The sequence below is a fragment of the Pseudomonas sp. MWU12-2037 genome (assembly GCF_023242345.1).
In the GTDB taxonomy this organism is placed as follows: domain Bacteria; phylum Pseudomonadota; class Gammaproteobacteria; order Pseudomonadales; family Pseudomonadaceae; genus Aquipseudomonas; species Aquipseudomonas gingeri_D.
In genome coordinates, this window is record NZ_JALLIZ010000006.1 from 222,092 (window position 1) to 240,301 (window position 18,210).

Below are 18,210 nucleotides of genomic sequence, written 5' to 3' on the forward strand. Positions count from 1 at the left end.
AGGGAGATGAAGTCGTCAGCGATCATGAGCCCTTGCTCCGACGCCTTCAAGTCAAAGGAGTGCATTCGCCACAGGCGCGATATTGATTGGGACCGGGTTTTCAACGGCAGACGAACAACACAGCCCGGCTTTGCACCGGGCTGTGTATCTCAAGGTTTGAGCGGCAGTTCTTCATCAAGCTCAGAAAGGCTTTTGCCATCGTCGGGGTGTTTCCAGGTTTGCGGCACCTGGTGATCGTCTTCGTTGCCGGGGGTCTCACTGAGCGGTTCTTGATCCTCATCCGGGATCGGCACCTTGCGCCAGGGCATGGCCTGGACACCCGGGTACGCAAACGCCGTGAACGGGGAAGCAGGTTGAGTATCCATACGCACCTCGCATCAGCAGCCCGGACCATCCGGGCTGTCAGTTTCAGTGTAGGCCTAGCCTGCCGCCCCCTCCACCTTGTGGCCGTCGACTGCGACTATTTGGCCTCCAGCGCGTGTTTCGCCGCCTGCTCGATCAGCGCCGCCACTTCCTTGGGGTGGGACTCGTAGACCGCATGGCTGGCGCCGGCGATTTCAATGGTGTGGCTGTTGGCGCGCTTGGCGTACATGCGCTCCAGGTCCGGGTTGATGATGCGGTCGGACTTAGCCACGGCGTACCAACTCGGCTTGGTTTTCCAGGCGGCCGAGGTGGCGGCGGTGGTAAACAGCGAGGCGGAAGTCAGGGACTGGGCATTGGCTTCGAATTCAGCCTGGGCCTTGGGCAGGTCGCCAGCGAAATCAGCAGGATAGAACGCCGGATCCAGGTAGAGGAACCCATCCGGGGTTTTCTTCACGGCCTTGGTCGCGTTCGGATAAAGCTTGCCGTTGGCGGCTTCGGTTTCACCGATATCCAGGGCATGGGCGGCGATATAGACCAGACCCACCACATGGTCATCGGTACCGGCATCGGAAATCACCGCGCCGCCGTAGCTGTGGCCGACGAGAATGGTCGGGCCGTCCTGCATCGCCAGGATCCGCTTGACCGCCGTCACGTCATCGCTGAAAGCGGTCAGCGGATGCTGCGCCACCGAGACGTGGTAACCGTCCTTGACCAGGATGTCGTAGACCGGCTTCCAGCCCGCGCCATTCACAAAGGCGCCGTGGACCAGAACGATATTGTGCACGGGGGCCGCTGCCGGAGCCGGGGCCGCCGTTGCGCTGCCGGCCATCGCCAGGGTCATGCAGGCCAGGGAAACGGCCGCCAACAGGGAAGGTACTTTCGCAAATTTCATGGGAATTCGTCTCGCTCGGGATTCGGGTGATCGCCCGGCCTTGTCGGCCATTGCGCCAGTACAAAGTGGCTTGCCCTAGTCCGACGCGCACCACGTCGAGTTATTCCACGACCCGCTGAAAAATATTCGAAAAGCCCGTACCGGCATGCTGCTTACACGCCGTCGGACAGCGGCCGTCACCAGGGTGAGGTCAGAGAAAATGGCAGGCGCAGGGGCTCGATGGGACCGTCACGCATACCGCACATCTCGTCATGGACGACGTGTTGCACCAGCACACAGGGTAGCGACGGCAACTCGCGCAACAACTCACGCACATGACTCGTGGAACGCAGCCGCAGCACTTCACCGCGCGCGTCCAGCAAGGTACGCATGCCCTGCTCCAGTCGAGCTCGCAGCAGGTAGAAGCCGCCCTCCAGCGATAGCAGCTCCAATTCCTGGACACGCCCTTCGGCGGCCCATTCGCTCAAAGTCTGAAGGTTCATTGCGACACCACCGGCTGCCGGCGGAAAAACAGGGTCACCTGACCCAGTTCGACGCCGAGCTTGCTCATGCTCGAACGATTGATCAAGGTGTCCTCATCCATCAGGTACATCCAGTCGTCGAGGCTCACCTCCCAGGTCGAACCGTCCACCGGCAGGTTCATCTGATAGCGCCAGCGCAGGGCATTGCCCGCTACTTCACCGCGCGCCTCGCCGACCACATCGGCGGCACGGCCGGTCCAGTGCCCGGTGGCCCCTGGGGTCAGGGTCCAGATCCGCTGCTGGCGGCTGCCGTCGCTATAGAGGAAATGTTCGTCGAGAATCAGCTGCTCACCTTCGCGACGACTGGCGATCTGCACATGGAATCTCTTGACCACCTCCCCCGAACGTTTCTGGAAGATCCCCCAGGCCTCCACCGGTTGCGAAAAGAAGCGCACCAGATCGAGCGAGGGACGTTCGGCGGCGTAGTGATCGACTTCGACGTTGCCGCAACTGCCCAGCAAGAAGCAACAAAGCGCCATCAGCAGGATTCGCATGCTCCAACACCTCGTAGACTCCGAAAAACTTCAGGAGAACACTCGAAATACTATACAGAAAATAATATTTGTAAAGGTTTTGCCCGGCCTGTATCAATTCGGCTCCTGTCGAGATATTTGCGAGTCAGAGTGGTAGGCAGAGCGACAGAAAAATCTTGCATCACAGCCGAAAACAACCTGTAGAGCGTGATTTTTCGGGCAGGACGACTCAAATGCAACACTGTGCATCGGCTCGATGCCGAGCCCAAGAGAACAGCGCTTACCTCCCCGGCATAAGCGATCAAAAAACGATAACCGCCAAAAACCGACACAGAATGAACAACTTATTCAATAAATTCCTATACAAAAACTCACAGCCGTACAGATACGTCCACCCACACCGAGATGAAATCAAAGCGCCATCATCCGCTCGCCTTGAACAGGACGGAAAAGGACTATGCTCTGGGAACCCGAAAATATTTCAGGCATTAGCACGAGTGAATCGCTATGAACACGACCCATGGTTCATCCGCAAGCTGTCTTGCTTGTAAAGAGGGCACCGCTCTCGAGTTCGATTTCAGCATGGCATTCCAGCCAATCGTGGACGTCCGCACACACCAGGTATTTGCCTACGAAGCCTTGGTCCGCGGACTTGATGGAAGTGGCGCCCAAAGTATTTTGAGCCAGGTTTCTGAAAGCAATCGTTATGCATTCGACCAGGCCTGTCGGGTAAAAGCAGTCGAATTGGCCGCTCGACTCGTAATACCTTGCTATCTCAGTATCAACTTCCTACCCAATGCGGTGTACCAGCCGGCGGCCTGCATCCGTGCCACGCTGGAAGCGGCAAGGCGCTTCAACTTCCCGACGAGTCGAATTATCTTCGAAGTCACCGAAAACGAGTACCTGGTTGATAAGCAGCATATCAAGCAAATTATGCTGGAATATAGAAAACAAGGCTTCAAGACCGCCATCGATGACTTTGGTGCAGGTTATTCCGGGCTCTGTTTTCTCGCCGAGTTTCAACCCGACATCATCAAGCTCGACATGGAGCTCATCCGAAATATCCATGATGACCGAGTCAGGCTGATCATCGTCGAAAGCGTGCTGAGCATGTGTCGATCTCTCGACATGCAGGTGATTGCCGAGGGCGTCGAAAGCAAAGAAGAATATCTCCAGCTCCGCCGCCTTGGCGTCGAACTCTTCCAGGGCTACCTGTTCGCCCGCCCCCAGTTCGAGGCACTGCCTGGCATCACATGGCCAACCGAACCTGCAGGCAACGGCCAGGACGCTTGAACAAGCCGTCGACCCGCTCCGCGCACCGGTAAAAACAAAAGAAAAGCCCGTGCTAGCATGCTGCCTTTGCCCTGCGACAAGGGCTGACAGTGGAGAACGGAGATGGTTGAAGGTCAGCGATTCGCGGCGTTTCTATTCGATATGGACGGAACCCTGCTCAATTCCATCGCCAGCGCCGAGCGCGTCTGGGCCCAATGGGCAGTGCGCCACGGCCTTGATGTAGAAGCCTTTCTGCAGACCATTCACGGTGTGCGCAGTATCGAGACCGTACGCCGCCAGAACCTCCCGGGCATCGATCCCGAGCGTGAAGCTGCAGTAATCACACAGGCCGAAATCGACGACGTCGAAGGCGTGATCGCCATCGAGGGCGCAAAAGCCTTTCTCGCCAGCCTGCCACCGGAGCGCTGGGCCATTGTCACTTCGGCACCGCGCGCCCTGGCCGAACGCCGGATGGCCGCTGCCGGCCTGGACTTTCCCCCCCTGGTGATCACTGCCGAAGATATCGCCCACGGCAAGCCTGCGCCCGACTGCTACCTGCTGGCAGCACAGCGCCTGGGCGTTCGCCCACAAGATTGCCTGGTGTTTGAAGATGCCCCGGCGGGTATTACCGCTGGAGAAGCGGCTGAGGCGCGGGTGGTGGTGATCAGTGCCACCCACGCCCACCCGATGGAAACCCCGCACCGGGTGCTGGCCGATTACCAGCAGGTCGCCGTCGATATCAACGATCTGGGCCTGGCGCTGGTCCAGGCCTGATCGAATCCGTCAGGCGTACTGTACGCCCAGCGACGCCAGGGCCTTCCAGTAATCCGGGTAGGTCTTGGCCACGCAATCGGGGTCCTGGATACGGATACCGGCGACTTTCAGGCCGGCCAGGGCGAAACACATGGCGATGCGATGGTCGGAGTGGGTGTCGATCAGGGCATCGCAGGTGGTGCCGGCCAGGGCCGGATCGGCGGCGACCAGCAGGTCGTCACCTTCCACGCTCGCCAGGCCCGGGCGAATGCCGTTGAGACCATCGAACAGCGCCTGGACCCGGTCGCATTCCTTGACCCGCAGGTTCGCCAGCTCGACAAAGCGCACCGGGGTTTTATTGAACGCCGCCAGTACCGCCAGGGTCGGGATCGCGTCCTGCATCTGGGAACCGTTGATCACGGCAGGCATGTGCGGGAACTGCTGGATCACCTCCAGCGCCTTGGCGTCCGGCTGGGTGAAGTCTTCGCCGGCCACGCCCAGGTCGATATGACCGTCGGTCAGGGCTTGCGCCGCCCACAGGTAGGTGGCCGCCGAAGCGTCCGGCTCGATCCGGTAGTCACAGGCCTGGTAGCCGGTGGCGGCAACGCGCCAGAGAGTCTCGTCCAGCACTTCGACCTGGGCACCGAAGGCCTGCATGCAGGCGATGGTCAGGTCGACGTAACCACGGGCACCGATGTCCTTACCGGTCAGTGCCACTTCGATCGGGGCCTCGCCACAGGCCGCCAGCATCAGCAAGGCCGATACGTACTGGCTGGACAAGCCGCCATCGATCTCGAAACGCTTGGCCTGCACGCCGCCACGACCGTTCACGATCACCGGCGGGCAACCGGTCTCGCTGGCTACGTCCAGGCCGCCGCGCTGCAGGGCCTCGAGCAACGGGCCGATCGGGCGCTTGCGCATATAGTGATCGCCATCCAACACCACTCGGCCATTCACCGTAGCCACTGCCGCAGTCAGGAAGCGCACCGCGGTCCCGGCATTACCGAGAAACAGGGGTTGCTCCGGCACGTGCAGCTTGCCGTTGCCGGTGACCACGAAGGTGGTCTCGTCCGGCTCGTCGATCTGCACGCCCATCTGCCGCAGGGCGGTGGACATATGGCGGGTGTCATCGCTTTTCAACGCACCGGACAGGCGGCTGGTGCCCTTGGCCAGGGCGGCGAGCAACAGGGCCCGGTTAGTGATCGACTTCGAACCGGGCGGCGTCACCTTTCCGTTCAGGGACGCGTTCGGCGGGATCACGGTGAGGGTTTGCTGCACAGCCATTCATCAACTCTCCAGGCTCGAAAGATAAGCGCACAAGCTCGTGCACCTCGACAGTCCGCCATGATGCCATTAATGCGCCCGCTGGATCATCCGTTTCCGTCGTCGGCGGCAATGGCTTTCAGGTAGTTGTAAACCGTCGCCCGGGAAATCTCGAAGTATTCGGCGAAATAATCGACGAAATTGCGGATATCCAACAGCCCGCCGGCCTTGGCCTCGATCAGCGCCAGGCGGATTTCGGCGCGGCCGAAATCGCTTCGACGCACGCATTGGCCGGCCGAGATGGCTTCGACGATATCGTTGAGCTTTTCCCGCCAGTCGGCATTGAACAAGGCTTGTGGACGTGGTTGTGGCTTGAGGCCGGCGGCAAATCCGCTGAGCAGCTTCTGCACCTGGGACAGGGCCGTGACATCGAAATTCAGGCACAGCAGGGCGACGATCTCGCCGCTGTCGGCGCGCGCGGCGATGCTGATGGAACGCAACTGGCGATTGTTGGCGCCGTTCTTTTCGTAGGGACCGATAACGTCCGCGCCCTGCTCCAGTTCAGCAAGATCGTCGAGCAACGAGGGATCGCCGACCTTGCGCCGGGAGAAACCGTTGGCGATGTGGGTGATCCGTCCGTTGCGGACATCGTGGACCACCGCTTCAAGGTCGGGAAACAGCAGCGCCGCGAAACCATCGGCGGCGGCGTTCATAAAGGCGATATCGACCATAGGGGAGCCGGGCCATTGAAAATAAGCGGGAATTGTACGCAATGCCCCCTGCGGGAGCGAGCTTGGTGGCGAGGCCCCCGGCGCCTAACGCTCCGCGTTGCGCAGCGACTCGATCGCCAGGCTGGCAATGGCAATGTCATGGGCCGCCAGTCCCGTCAGGTCGGCCACGGTCACATCGTCATCGCTGAAGCGCCCCGGGACCTTGCCCGCCAGCACCTGACCCAGCGAAACATCGGCTCCGGCCTCCACCAACCCCGCCGCCAAGGCATGGGCCAACTCACCCCGCTCGGCGCACTGATGCCGATCATCGGTCATGATCACCCGGGCCCGGGCCAGGATCGCCGGGTCCAGCTCCTGTTTGCCGAGGCTGTCGGCTCCCAGTGCGACAATATGGGTACCGGGCCGTACCGCCGAAGCCGGGACCAGCGCCTCGGTTGAAGGCGTGCAGGTCATCACCACGTTGCAACGCTCGAACAACAGCTCAACGCTCGGCAACGCCTGGGCGATCAGGCCCTGATGGCTGAGACTGGCCGCCAACCGCGCGGCTTTGTCCGGGCTGCGGCCCCAGATAAACACCCGGTCGATCCCCAGCATCTCGGCGGTCCAGCGCGCCTGGTGCTCGGCCTGATGGCCGCTGCCGACAATGCCCAGCGCCGTGACCCGCGACGGCGCACCGGCCTTGGCCGCCAATGCACCGGCGGCGGCAGTCCGCCAACTGGTCAACCAGCCTTCATCATTGAGCACGGCCAGGGTCGCCCCGGTCCGCGCATCGAAGACCAGCATCAGGCCGTTATTGGTCTCAAGGCCCTTGGCGGCGTTCCCATAGAACCCCATCGCCACCTTGACCACAAACACCTCGCCACCACGGAAATGGCCAAACTTGATATGACAGTCCCCCGGCGGATCCTGGAACAGCAACTCACCGCCACGGGGCGCGACGACTTCACCCTCGGCATGGCGGATAAAGGCCTCACGCACCACCCGCAACATGTCCTTGCGCAGCAGCACGTCGCGCAACTCCCCCAGGCCATGGACCGGCAACGCTATCGGGCTCATGGACGGCGACCGCGCAGGTAGTTGGCAAACACCTCCAGCCCCTCCTCCATATGGGCCCGGCCATAACCGATACGAAAGCGATCCTGGGGCACCGGCCCCAGCGCCGACTCGTAGATGCTCGACGGCAACAGCAGCACGCCAGTGCGCTCCACCAGGTCGGTGGCGAAACGCTCGACCCCTTCGGCCCCGAGGTAACGCGGGTAGGCAATGCAGCCGCCATCAGGGCGATACCACTCGAACAACTCTTCAAACTCGCGGAAGAATCCATCCAGCAGCGTGAGGTTGTGGCGCATCAACTGGTGGATCCGCGCCAGGATCGGCTCGCGAGCCTTGAGCGCGATCCGTGCCAGCACTTCACTCGGGCCGGCGTTACAGATCGACAGGTAATGCTTCATGCGCTCCATGCGCGACAGCAACCCACGGTCCTGGCAGGCGATCCAGCCGATGCGCAGCCCCGGCAAGCCATAGGGCTTGGACATCACCGCCAGGGACAGGCCACGTTCGTAGACATCGGCCACCGCCGGCAACTGCCCGCCCTCACCCAGGCCCAGCAAGCGATAGGCCTCGTCGCTGAACAGGTAGATACCGTGCTGGCGGCACAGGTCGACCAGGGCGTCGAAACGCTCGCGCTCAAGGATCTTGCCGGTGGGGTTATGGGGAAAGTTGATGGAGATCAGCCGGGTGTTGGGGCGGATCGCCGCCGCCACCGCGTCGATATCCAGCGTCCAGCCCTGTTCCGGGTCCAGGGCCACGCCCGTGACCTCGCAGAGACTCAAGGGGATGGTTTCCGAGGACTGGTAGTTGGGCGTTACCACAATGGCGTGGTCGCCTTTATCCAGCAGCGCATGCATGGCCACATAGAGCCCTTCCTCGGCCCCGGCGAAGCAGAGCAGATCGGCCGGAGCCAGACGCTCGTAGGTTGAAGCGATCACCTCCAGCAACTCGGGCGCGCCAAATGTCTGGGTGTAGCCCAGGGACAAGGTCTCGAAGGCTTCGCGGTCCGACGCATCGGCCAACGCCAGCAACGCCTTGATGGTCAGGCTTTGCGCATCGGATGCGGTCATATGGTAGCGCGCGGAAAACTCCCACTTGGAAAAGTAGGTTTCCAGGCGGAAATCCGGAAGTGTGGCCATATGATTTTTCCCCAGGTCGATTCAAGTCACGGCCCTTGCGTCAGGACATCAGGCCTTGGAACGAGAATACCCAGAACAATACACATTGTCTAATTTTTACAATTTATACAAAAAACATCCTCAAGCCATCACGCTCTTGTGTTCGGACCCACTCAATCTGAGAGGCAGAATCACCAGGGGAATGCCATCCAGATGAAGTCGGCGCTGCAGCAGCAAGGGCGTCTGATTGTGCAACCACTCGCTGAAACCCCAGCTGTCCTGCAGGATCAGCTTGTTGCTGAAACAGACGCAGCCCGGGTAATGCCGGGTCGCCTCACCGAGCAGCTTCTGCAACTCGGCGACCGGGTCGGTGCCGTAGCCGATTCGCCGTGTCGCGCTGATACCGGCCTGGGCACAGAAGGCCTCCAACTGATCCATGGACTCGTCGAGCCGGGTCTTGCGCCGTTGCACACCGTCGATCCGCCCCCACACATGCCCCTCCACCTTGACGATGCCGACAAACACCACATTGGCGAAACGGTTCGGGAACAGACGCTGCACCCAAAGCAAGGTATGGATCGCCGCGCCCCAATGTTCGGTGGCCAGGATCACCGCCGTCGGCGCGTCTGGCGTGGGCTCGATGCGGGTGACGGTTGCCAGCACCTGCGCCGACAGGGTGAACTCGGTATCCATCTGCAGGCGCAGGGTTTCCACCTTGGCGTAGTGGTGCCGGACCAGGGCACAGCCGCCGATCACCAGCAGGGTCAGGCAAAGGGTCGCCCAACCGCCTTCGAAGAACTTTTCCGTCAGGGTCACCAGCAGGATGCCCGAGGCCACGCAAAAGCCCGTGACCGACACCAGCATCCGCCCGAGCCAAGGCCCTTCGCGGCGATGCTGCCACCAGTGGCGGCACAGCCCGGCTTTGGCCAGGGCCAGACTGAGAAACACATTGATGCTATAGAGCACCACCAGCAGCCCCAGCGATCCCCTTGATAACAGCAGGATCAGCAGCGCGCAGGCCCCCACGAAAACCACCCCATTCTGCTTGACCAGGCGGTTCGACAGGTTGCAGAAACGGTGCGGCAGCCAGGAGTCGGCGGCCATGCGGCCGAGCAGCGAGGGGGCGAAGATCAGGATCGAATTGGCCGCCACGAAGACAATCGCACCTTCCAGTGCCAGGGTCAGCAGGAGCAGCCCATGACTGGCACCCGGTGCAATCCCGAGTTGCTCGATAACGGCCTTGAACACCACTGCGTTCAGGGTCTGCCCATAGGTCGGTTGCGCCCCCCAGAGGCTGTACAGAAGAATCATGCCGCCGGCCATGAACGCCAGGGAAAAGCCCACCGAGAGCAAGGCGGTGCGACCGGTCTTGATCCGGGGCTCGGCCAGCAGGTTGACGTTGTTGGCAATCGCTTCGGACCCCGCGTAGGTACTGCCCCCCAGGGAATAAGCCCGCAGGAACAGCGCCACCAGCAAGGGCCAGCCGATATCCCCGGACAAGGCCACGGTATCAGCGGAGCTGCGCACCAGCGTGCCCGTCAGGTCACCGGCTTTCGAGGCAACGCCATAGACGATCAGCCCCACATGCACCAGCACAAACCCCAGCGTCAGGGGCAGCAGCAAGCGGATCGAGTCGGCGATGCCGCGCAGATTCAACAGGATCAGCAGCAGCACCAGACCGACCTCCACCACCAGCTTGTGGCTCTGCCACTCAACCGGCAACAGGCTGAACAACGCATCGGTGCCACTGGCCAGGCAAACCGCAATGGTCAGCACATAGTCGACCAGCAAGGCGCAACCGGCCACCAGGCCGAGCCTGGGGCCCAGCAGTTTCGAGACGATCTTGTAGTTGCCGCCGCCCGAAGGAAACAGCTCGACCACCTGACGATAGGCCAGCGACAGGACCCAGACGGTCAGCAGCGTCGCCAGGGCCAGGAACACCCCCAGCTCGGGATGGGCCCCCAGCGCCAGATAAGCTCTTTCCGGGCCATAACTGACCGAAGCCAAACCGCTGGCTCCCAGGCCCGCCCAGGCCAGCAGACCGACCAGCAGCGTATGGGCGCGTGTATCGGGGGCCAATGGATCGCGCGCGGGCCCGATAATCCCCTGTGCCAGCCGTTCCAGTTTGAGCATGAGCGCCGCCTTGAATGCGTTGTTAATAGCCTTGATGTCAGTTAGGACCCCAGGTATCAATTCGCCAAGTTTCTTTACGGAAAATTGATAGCGCCAACGCCTAAAAAGACACAGGCCTTATCAGACCCGGATAATCCGATACTTATACTGAAACTGTACCCACCGAGATCGGCCAGACCGATTGAAAGTGCCCACTAACGCTACAGGTATCGAGGACTAACATCATGTTACTCAGCGCACTCCTGTTTGCAGCGATCATCGGCTTTTATCTGTTATGCGGGCTGGTCGTCTACTTTGCCGACAACGTCATCACGCCCTCGAAAGCCCCGGATATCAAGCCCGTGCTGCCGAACCGGCACAGCCGCAACTGATCCTGGAAACGGCTCGCCGACCGATTTCAAGTCACGCAGCGGGCGTGCCCCGTCCGCTGCCCCCCACTCAAACACGGCAAGAAGGAATACTCGACATGGCCATTGATCTATTACTGGCGCTGGTGGTTGGCGTAGTGATCTATCTGTTCTACGCCGTTATCAATCCGGAAAAGTTCTGACGGCCTGTTTCTGTTTAATAGCGCACGCCAGAACAGTCCGCTGATTCAGGAGTTAACGCAATGTCACACCTCTGGCTACAAATCATTATTACCTTGATCGCCACCCTGGCACTGAGCCTGGTGGCGGGACGTTATCTGGCCAGGGTGGTGACTGATCAGAAAACCGTGCTCGACCGGGCGCTCGATCCACTGGACAACCTGCTCTACCGGCTGATCGGCAAACAGGCCTGCAGCCAGGCGATGAACTGGAAAAGCTACACCCTGCACATGCTGGCGACCAACCTGGTGATGGCCCTGCTCATCTACCTGGTGCTGATCTTCCAGAATGTCCTGCCGCTCAACCCGCAGCATTTCGCCGGCATGGAACCGATGCAGGCGTTCAACACCGCCATCAGCTTTATCACCAACACCAACTGGCAGAGTTATGGCGGCGAAAGCACCCTGTCCAACTTCAGCCAGATGGCCGCCATCACCTTTCCGATGTTCACCTCGGCGGCGACCGGTTTCGTGGTGGCAATTGCCTTTATCCGTGCCTTGCTGGTCACCGACGGCGGCGCCAATCTGGGCAACTTCTACCGCGACCTGATCCGCTTTATCACCCGGGTGCTGCTGCCCGTGGTGCTGGTGCTGAGCCTGTTCCTGATCTGGCAAGGCGTGCCGCAGACCCTGGATGCCAGCCTGGTGACCGATACCCTGCAAGGCGGCCACCAAACCCTGACCCTGGGCCCGATCGCCGCACAGGAAGCGATTGAAAACCTCGGCACCAACGGCGGCGGCTTCTTCAACGTCAACGCCGCGCACCCGTTCCAGAACCCCAACGCCCTGACCAACTTCGTGCTGATCCTGCTGATGGCCAGCCTGCCCGCCGCCCTGGTGGTGATGTTCGGCCATATGATCAAGAACCATCGCCAGAGCGCGGTGATCTATAGCGTCATGGCCCTGATGCTGGTGGGTTTCCTGCTGCTCTGCGTGATTCCGGAGCAGGCCGGTACGCCGCTGCTGAGCCAGCTGGGTATCGATCCCCATGCCAGCGCCCTGCAGGCCGGCGGCAATATGGAAGGCAAGGAAGTGCGTTTCGGCATCGCCGAAAGCGGACTCTACGCCGCCTACACCACGGCATTTACCACCGGCTCGATCAACTCGATGCACGACAGTTTCACCCCACTGGGCGGTCTCTCGACCCTGGTGCAGATGATGCTGCAATGCGTCTTCGGCGGTAAGGGCGTGGGCTTCCTCAATTTCCTGATCTACGGCCTGGTCGGGATCTTCGTCGCCGGCCTGATGGTCGGGCGCACCCCGGAGTTTCTCGGCAAGAAGATCGAGAAGCGCGAAATCATCCTGGTTTCGCTGGCCATGCTGATTCACCCGCTGGTGATCCTCGCGCCCTCGGCCTGGTCGATGGTGATGCCCTACGGCGTGGCCGCGCTGGGCAATGCCGGGGTGCATGGCTATTCGGAAGTGCTCTATGCCTTCACCTCCGCCGCCGCCAACAACGGCTCGGCCTTTGGCGGCCTGAACGCCAATACGCCCTGGTACAACCTCGCCATCGCCTGCGTGATCGTGATCGGTCGCTACCCCTCGATCATCTTCCTGATGGCGGTAGCCGGCTCACTGGCGGCCAAGCCGACCCTGCAGCCCAACATAGGCACCCTGCGTACCGATACCCCGATGTTCGGCATCTGGTGGCTGGCGACGATCGCTATCGTCGGCGCACTGACCTTCCTGCCGGCGCTGGTCCTGGGACCGATCGCCGAGTTTTTCGCCATGAACAAGCACTTGCTGTTCTAAGGGTGAGGAGACTGAGATGAAAGTTGAAAAAGCATTGCCACTGGCCCCGCTGTCGACCCCGGTTGCGGCCCGCAAGGCGCCGCGCGCGGAGAACCGGCAGGAGCGTCTGCGGCTGATCCTGGTCGAACCGCTGAAAAAGTTCGATCCACGGGTGCAGATCAAGAACCCGGTCATGTTCGTGGTCTGGATCGGCACCCTGGTGACCGCTGCGCTGACGATCAACCCGCAACTGTTCGGGCCATCGAATGCCACGTCGCTGTACAACGGCGTGGTGACCTTCATCCTGTTTATCACGGTGTGGTTCGCCAACCTCGCCGAAGCCATGGCCGAGGGCCGTGGCAAGGCCAAGGCCGCTTCGTTGCGCCACACCACCACGCAGCTCAATGCCACCCGGCTGCTCTCTGACGGCCGCCAGGAATTGGTGTCCGCTGCATCGTTGCGCAAGGACGACCTGGTCAAGGTCAACCGCGGCGAACTGATTCCCATGGACGGCGAAGTGGTCGAAGGCGCGGCTTATGTCGACGAGTCGATGATCACTGGCGAATCCGCACCGGTGATCAAGGAGTCCGGTTCGGACGTCAACTCCACGGTCACCGGCGGGACCAAGGTGATCTCCGACTCGTTGGTAATCCTGGTCACCGCGTCACCCGGCAACACCTTCCTCGACCGAATGATCAGCCTGGTGGAAGGCGCCAAACGGCAGAAGACCCCGAACGAGATCGCCCTCACTGTGCTGCTCTCGGTGCTGACCCTGATCTTCGTGATCGTGGTCACCGCCATCGCCCCGGTGGCGAGCTACCTCAATGCGCAGATCAACGTCGCCGACCTGGTGGCCCTGATCGTCGCGCTGATCCCCACCACCATCGGCGCCCTGCTCTCGGCCATCGGTATTGCCGGGATCGACCGCACGCTGCGCTTCAATATGCTGGCGATGTCCGGCAAGGCGGTGGAGGCCGCCGGCGACGTCAACACCCTGCTGCTGGACAAGACCGGCACCATCACCATCGGCAATCGCCAGGCCACCGAGCTGCTGCCGGTCAAGGGTGTCACCCGCCAGGAGCTGCAACAGGGGGCTTACCTCGCCTCGCTGTTCGACAGCACCCCGGAAGGCAAGTCCACCACCGCCTATGCCAAGAGCCTGGGTGTCCATGAAGAAAGCCGGCTGGAAGAAGCCATCGGCATGGACTTCTCGGCACAAACCCGCATGAGCGGTTCCGATCTGGCCGACGGGCGCGTGGTGCGCAAGGGCGCGGTGGACTCCCTGGTCAACTACGTCAGGGACAGCTACGGCAGCGAGATTCCCGCCGACCTCGAGCGCATTGCCCTCGGTGTCAGCCAGCAAGGCGCGACGCCCCTGGCGGTAGCCATCGACGGACGGATACTCGGCATTATCAACCTGTCCGACGTGCTCAAACCGGGAATCCGCGAGCGGGCCGCGCAACTGCGGGCCATGGGCATCCGCACGGTGATGGTCACCGGCGACAACCCGACCACCGCCAGTGTGATCGCCGCCGAGGCCGGCCTCGATGATTTCGTCGCCCAGGCCACCCCCGAGGACAAGCTCAAGCTGATCCGCAGCGAACAGGCGGCCGGGCACCTGGTGGCCATGACCGGCGACGGCACCAACGACGCCCCGGCCCTGGCCCAGGCGGATGTCGGCCTGGCCATGTACACCGGGACCATGCCGGCCAAGGAGGCGGCGAATATCATCGACCTGGACTCCGACCCGACCAAGCTGCTGGACCTGGTCACCATCGGCAAGCGCATGCTGATCACCCGCGGCGCCCTGACGACCTTTTCCATCGCCAACGACGTGGCCAAGTACTTCGCCATCCTGCCGGCGCTGTTCATGGTCGCCCTGCCGGGCCTGGCGGCGTTGAACCTGATGCACCTGGCCACGCCGCAAAGCGCGATCCTCTCGGCGCTGATCTTCAACGCCCTGATCATTCCGGCGCTGATTCCCCTGGCCCTGCGCGGGGTCAACTTCATGCCCAAGAGCGCGGAAACCATGTTCTATCGCAACTTGCTGGTGTATGGCGTCGGCGGGCTGATTGCGCCCTTTATCGGCATCAAGCTGATCGACCTGTGCCTGGCACCCTTCCTGTAGGAGGATCTGATCATGATCAAGTTCTTGTCACCGGCCCTGCGGGTCACTGCGGTCACCTTCGTACTCTGCGGCATGGCCTACCCCTTCGCCGTCACCGGGATCGGGCAGTTGCTGTTTCCCGCCCAGGCCAATGGCAGCCTGCTGAAAAACCCCGAGGGCCAGGTGATCGGTTCGGCATTGATCGGCCAGCAATGGGATGCCCCACAGTGGTTCCATGGGCGGCCATCGGCCACCACCGACACCGATCCCAAGGACCCGCTGAAAACCGTGCCATCGCCCTATAACGCCGCCAGCTCCTCGGGCTCCAACCTGGGGCCGACCAGCCAGGCCCTGAGCGATCGGCTGACCGCCGACCGGCATGCCCTGGAGCAGTCCCAGCCGGAACTGGCCGGCCAGACCCTGCCCGCCGATATGCTGACCACCTCGGCCTCCGGCCTGGACCCGGACATCAGCCCGGCCAATGCCGCCTTGCAGGCCACCCGCGTGGCACAGCAACGCGGCGCACCGCTGGATAACGTGCTGGCGCTGGTCCAGGCCAATACCCAGGCGCCGGCGCTGGGGGTGTTCGGTGAATCGCGGGTCAATGTGCTGGCCCTGAACCTGGCCTTGCAACGGGACTATCCGAGCCATCAATAAGGCGGGACAATAGGCGGGACTTAACCTGCAATAGCGACACTGCCATGAACGTACAAGCTTCACGCAACGCCCCGTCCCTGTTCTGCCTGCTGACGCTGGCGATCAGTTTTTCAATGATCGCCGGCTGTTCGGGGAGAGCTTCGCAAACCCCGGTCGGCGGTTACGCCTGCTACGCCAAGGCGGTGCCGACGTTGGGGGATGGCGGATTGGCGTGGGGGCCGAACGTGAAAAGCGCCAGCGTCAAAGCGATGGGCAACTGCCAGCGCTACGCCGCTGAATCGGGCGGAACGCCGGCGACCTGCAAGGTCACCCTGACCGGCTGCCGCTAAAAGCACACCGCAACACCTGTAGCTGGCTTGCCGGCGATGAGGCCAGTAAGCCTTGCATCGACCTTACTGACGTCATCGCCGGCAAGCCGGCTCCTACAGGAAACGCGTTCAACCTTGATGGACAGGCGTTAGCCGCGGATACCCGGCGCCATGAACTCGGGACCCACAGGGTCCTTGACGGTATTGAGCAGGATCTGGTCGATCTGCTTCAGTTCATCCGCCGACAGGCTCCAGCCAAAGGCGTCTTCGATGCCCTTCAATTGCTCAGGCTTGCGCGCGCCCCACAAGGCGATGGTCGGCCCCTGGTCGAGCACCCAGCGCAAGGCCAGGGCCAGCACCGACTTGTCATGCCGCTCACGGGCGTAGAGGTCCAGCGCCGCCACGGCCGCCAGGTACTGCTCGAAACGCGGGGCACGGAACTTAGGATCGGCACCGCGGATATCGTCGCTGCCAAACGCCGTCGCCGCGCTCATGGAACCGGTCAGCAGCCCGCGGCACAGCGAACCATAAGCCAGCACCACCAGCGAATGCTGCTTGGCATAAGGCAGGATATCGTTGTCGATGGCCCGTTCGAACAGGTTGTAGGGCGGCTGCACCGTGGCCAGCGCGGTGTATTCACGGAACTCGTCCATCTGCGCCGGCGAATAGTTACTCACCCCCACCGCCAGGATCTTGCCTTCCTGACGCAGCTTTTCCAGCTCCAGCGCGGTTTCCTGCTGTTCGACCAGAGGGTCGGGCCAGTGGATCTGGTACAGATCGATATAGTCAGTCTGCAAGCGCCGCAGGGAGTCTTCAACTTCCCGACGAATCCGCACGGCCGTGGCGTTACGCCGAACCGAACCGTCATCCCACTGCAAGCCGGCCTTGGTGGCGATAACGGCTTGATCGCGTACGCCCTTCAAGGCCTTGCCGATCAGCTCTTCGGAATGCCCCTTGCCGTAGACCGGCGCGGAATCGATCAGGTTGATACCCCGTTCCAGGGCGTGACGCAGGGTCTGGATCGAGACTTCATCGTCCGCGCCTCCCCACATCCAGCCGCCCATGGACCAGGTGCCGAGGGCAATGCGCGAGACCGGTTTGTCGATACCGGCGATGGCGATGTGTTCGATGCTCATGATGATCTCCAATGGAATCGAAGCATAAAAGGACCATGATTTTAGATCATCCATGGTTGAATAAGGCTCAACACCCCGTTCACCTTCTCTCCTCGTAAAGAACCCATGACATGGCAGCTTTCAACCGCTCCGAACTGGCCGATCTCAATGTGTTCATGGCCATCATCCGCCGCCGCAGCTTTCGCCAGGCCGCCCATGAACTGGGGGTCACCACCTCGGCCCTGAGCCACACCCTGCGCAACCTGGAAACCCGCCTGGGGGTCAAGCTGCTCAACCGCAACAGCCGCTCGGTGGAACCCACGGATGCCGGTGCCCTGCTGGCGCAGAAGCTGGCCGTCGGTTTCGCCACCATCCAGGAAGCCCTCGACGAACTCGACCGTTATCGCCATGCGCCGATCGGCCGGCTGCGCCTCAATGTGCCCCGGGATGCCGCCCGCCTGCTGGTCAGTCCGGTGCTCGGCGAGTTCATGGCGGCCTACCCGCAGATCAACCTGGACCTGAAGGTCGAGGACCGTCTGGTGGACATCGTCGCCGAAGGTTTCGATGCCGGTATCCGCTATGGCGCGACGGTGCCCCAGGACATGATTGCCGTGCCCCTGACCGGCGAGTTGCGCTGGATCATGATTGCCTCCCCCGACTATCTCGCCCGCCGTGGCGTCCCGGAAAAACCCGCCGACCTGCTGGAGCATGCGTGCATTCGGATGCGCCTGGGCGACAACACGGCCTACAAGTGGGAACTGGGCAACGGCGCGCAAATGATCCGCCTGGATGTCCCCGGAGCCCTGACCGCCTCGGATACCCAGGCGGTGATCGACGCGGCGCTGGCCAGTGTCGGGATTGCCTATTGCCTGGAAAAACGCGTCACCCGGGAACTCGAGGACGGCAGCTTGCAGGAGGTGATGCCGGACTGGTCGAGCATGGGCGCCCCGTTCTGCCTCTACTACTCCAGCCAGCGCCAGTCGCAGCCGGGGCTGCGGCAGTTGATGGAGATGATCCGTCGGCACAACCTTCCACTGTAGGACTCGCCCTCGCGGCAACCTGAATACTTTCAGGAGGGGCTTGCACAGCCAATATTATGGTATACCATCATACCACATGATCAACGTGCACCCAGGA

General features: G+C 62.0%; 18 protein-coding genes. 8 read left to right on the plus strand and 10 right to left on the minus strand.

The annotated features are described in order from the left end of the window. Window positions 1-149 precede the first annotated feature (149 nt). The 4 genes from M5B42_RS13370 to M5B42_RS13385 all read right to left on the minus strand — a co-directional run bounded on the left by M5B42_RS13370 (window position 150) and on the right by M5B42_RS13385 (window position 2,270). Complete coding sequence (locus tag M5B42_RS13370; RefSeq protein WP_248746247.1) at window positions 150-365, minus strand: hypothetical protein; 216 nt, start codon at window positions 363-365, stop codon at window positions 150-152. A 95-nt stretch (window positions 366-460) separates the two neighbouring features. Beyond that, complete coding sequence (locus tag M5B42_RS13375; RefSeq protein WP_248746111.1) at window positions 461-1,255, minus strand: alpha/beta hydrolase; 795 nt, start codon at window positions 1,253-1,255, stop codon at window positions 461-463. Window positions 1,256-1,431: 176 nt separating this feature from the next. Then, window positions 1,432-1,737 carry a DUF6482 family protein gene (locus tag M5B42_RS13380; RefSeq protein WP_152739424.1) on the minus strand — a complete coding sequence of 102 codons (306 nt, stop codon included), beginning with the start codon at window positions 1,735-1,737 and terminating at the stop codon, window positions 1,432-1,434. Continuing rightward, a complete protein-coding gene (locus M5B42_RS13385; RefSeq protein ID WP_152739426.1) occupies window positions 1,734-2,270 on the minus strand; it encodes a DUF3833 domain-containing protein in 537 nt (178 codons plus the stop codon). The genes M5B42_RS13380 and M5B42_RS13385 overlap by 4 nt, the downstream gene beginning before the upstream one ends. A 486-nt stretch (window positions 2,271-2,756) precedes the next feature. Here M5B42_RS13385 and M5B42_RS13390 point away from each other — a divergent pair, with 486 nt between their 5' ends. Together M5B42_RS13390 and M5B42_RS13395 are read left to right on the plus strand one after the other, a co-directional pair. Beyond that, the gene (locus M5B42_RS13390) at window positions 2,757-3,542 is read left to right on the plus strand and encodes an EAL domain-containing protein (protein WP_248746112.1); all 786 of its coding nucleotides are present in this window, start codon (window positions 2,757-2,759) and stop codon (window positions 3,540-3,542) included. A 102-nt stretch (window positions 3,543-3,644) separates the two neighbouring features. Then, window positions 3,645-4,295: an HAD family hydrolase gene (locus tag M5B42_RS13395; RefSeq protein ID WP_248746113.1), complete on the plus strand. Its 651-nt coding sequence runs from the start codon at window positions 3,645-3,647 to the stop codon at window positions 4,293-4,295. A 9-nt stretch (window positions 4,296-4,304) separates the two neighbouring features. On the opposite strand, the gene M5B42_RS13400 is transcribed toward M5B42_RS13395, so the two are convergent. The 5 genes from M5B42_RS13400 to M5B42_RS13420 form a co-directional block, all read right to left on the minus strand. Continuing rightward, window positions 4,305-5,558, minus strand: a complete 1,254-nt coding sequence (locus M5B42_RS13400; protein WP_248746114.1) for a 3-phosphoshikimate 1-carboxyvinyltransferase — start codon at window positions 5,556-5,558, stop codon at window positions 4,305-4,307. A gap of 86 nt (window positions 5,559-5,644) precedes the next feature. Beyond that, complete coding sequence (locus tag M5B42_RS13405) at window positions 5,645-6,268, minus strand: PAS domain-containing protein (protein ID WP_248746115.1); 624 nt, start codon at window positions 6,266-6,268, stop codon at window positions 5,645-5,647. Window positions 6,269-6,352: 84 nt separating this feature from the next. After that, complete coding sequence (locus tag M5B42_RS13410; RefSeq protein ID WP_248746116.1) at window positions 6,353-7,324, minus strand: ornithine cyclodeaminase; 972 nt, start codon at window positions 7,322-7,324, stop codon at window positions 6,353-6,355. Beyond that, on the minus strand, window positions 7,321-8,457 hold the full coding sequence (locus M5B42_RS13415) for an aminotransferase class I/II-fold pyridoxal phosphate-dependent enzyme (RefSeq protein WP_248746117.1): 1,137 nt from the start codon (window positions 8,455-8,457) through the stop codon (window positions 7,321-7,323). Before M5B42_RS13415 ends, M5B42_RS13410 begins: the two co-directional genes overlap by 4 nt. Window positions 8,458-8,577: 120 nt before the next feature. Next, on the minus strand, window positions 8,578-10,569 hold the full coding sequence (locus M5B42_RS13420) for an amino acid permease (protein ID WP_248746118.1): 1,992 nt from the start codon (window positions 10,567-10,569) through the stop codon (window positions 8,578-8,580). A 224-nt stretch (window positions 10,570-10,793) separates the two neighbouring features. Here M5B42_RS13420 and M5B42_RS13425 point away from each other — a divergent pair, with 224 nt between their 5' ends. The 5 genes from M5B42_RS13425 to M5B42_RS13445 all read left to right on the plus strand — a co-directional run bounded on the left by M5B42_RS13425 (window position 10,794) and on the right by M5B42_RS13445 (window position 15,979). Further along, window positions 10,794-10,940 (plus strand): hypothetical protein, encoded by a 147-nt coding sequence (locus M5B42_RS13425; RefSeq protein ID WP_164886179.1) that lies wholly within the window; start codon window positions 10,794-10,796, stop codon window positions 10,938-10,940. A 239-nt stretch (window positions 10,941-11,179) separates the two neighbouring features. Continuing rightward, on the plus strand, window positions 11,180-12,907 hold the full coding sequence (gene kdpA, locus M5B42_RS13430) for a potassium-transporting ATPase subunit KdpA (protein WP_103494628.1): 1,728 nt from the start codon (window positions 11,180-11,182) through the stop codon (window positions 12,905-12,907). Window positions 12,908-12,923: 16 nt separating this feature from the next. Continuing rightward, a complete protein-coding gene (gene kdpB, locus M5B42_RS13435) occupies window positions 12,924-15,014 on the plus strand; it encodes a potassium-transporting ATPase subunit KdpB (protein WP_248746119.1) in 2,091 nt (696 codons plus the stop codon). A 12-nt stretch (window positions 15,015-15,026) separates the two neighbouring features. Then, window positions 15,027-15,650, plus strand: a complete 624-nt coding sequence (gene kdpC / locus M5B42_RS13440) for a potassium-transporting ATPase subunit KdpC (protein WP_248746120.1) — start codon at window positions 15,027-15,029, stop codon at window positions 15,648-15,650. Window positions 15,651-15,694: 44 nt separating this feature from the next. Beyond that, on the plus strand, window positions 15,695-15,979 hold the full coding sequence (locus M5B42_RS13445) for a hypothetical protein (RefSeq protein WP_248746121.1): 285 nt from the start codon (window positions 15,695-15,697) through the stop codon (window positions 15,977-15,979). A 128-nt stretch (window positions 15,980-16,107) separates the two neighbouring features. On the opposite strand, the gene M5B42_RS13450 is transcribed toward M5B42_RS13445, so the two are convergent. Further along, window positions 16,108-17,094 carry an aldo/keto reductase gene (locus M5B42_RS13450; RefSeq protein WP_248746122.1) on the minus strand — a complete coding sequence of 329 codons (987 nt, stop codon included), beginning with the start codon at window positions 17,092-17,094 and terminating at the stop codon, window positions 16,108-16,110. Between the two features lie 110 nt (window positions 17,095-17,204). Here M5B42_RS13450 and M5B42_RS13455 point away from each other — a divergent pair, with 110 nt between their 5' ends. Further along, window positions 17,205-18,113 carry a LysR family transcriptional regulator gene (locus M5B42_RS13455; protein WP_152739449.1) on the plus strand — a complete coding sequence of 303 codons (909 nt, stop codon included), beginning with the start codon at window positions 17,205-17,207 and terminating at the stop codon, window positions 18,111-18,113. Window positions 18,114-18,210 lie beyond the last annotated feature (97 nt).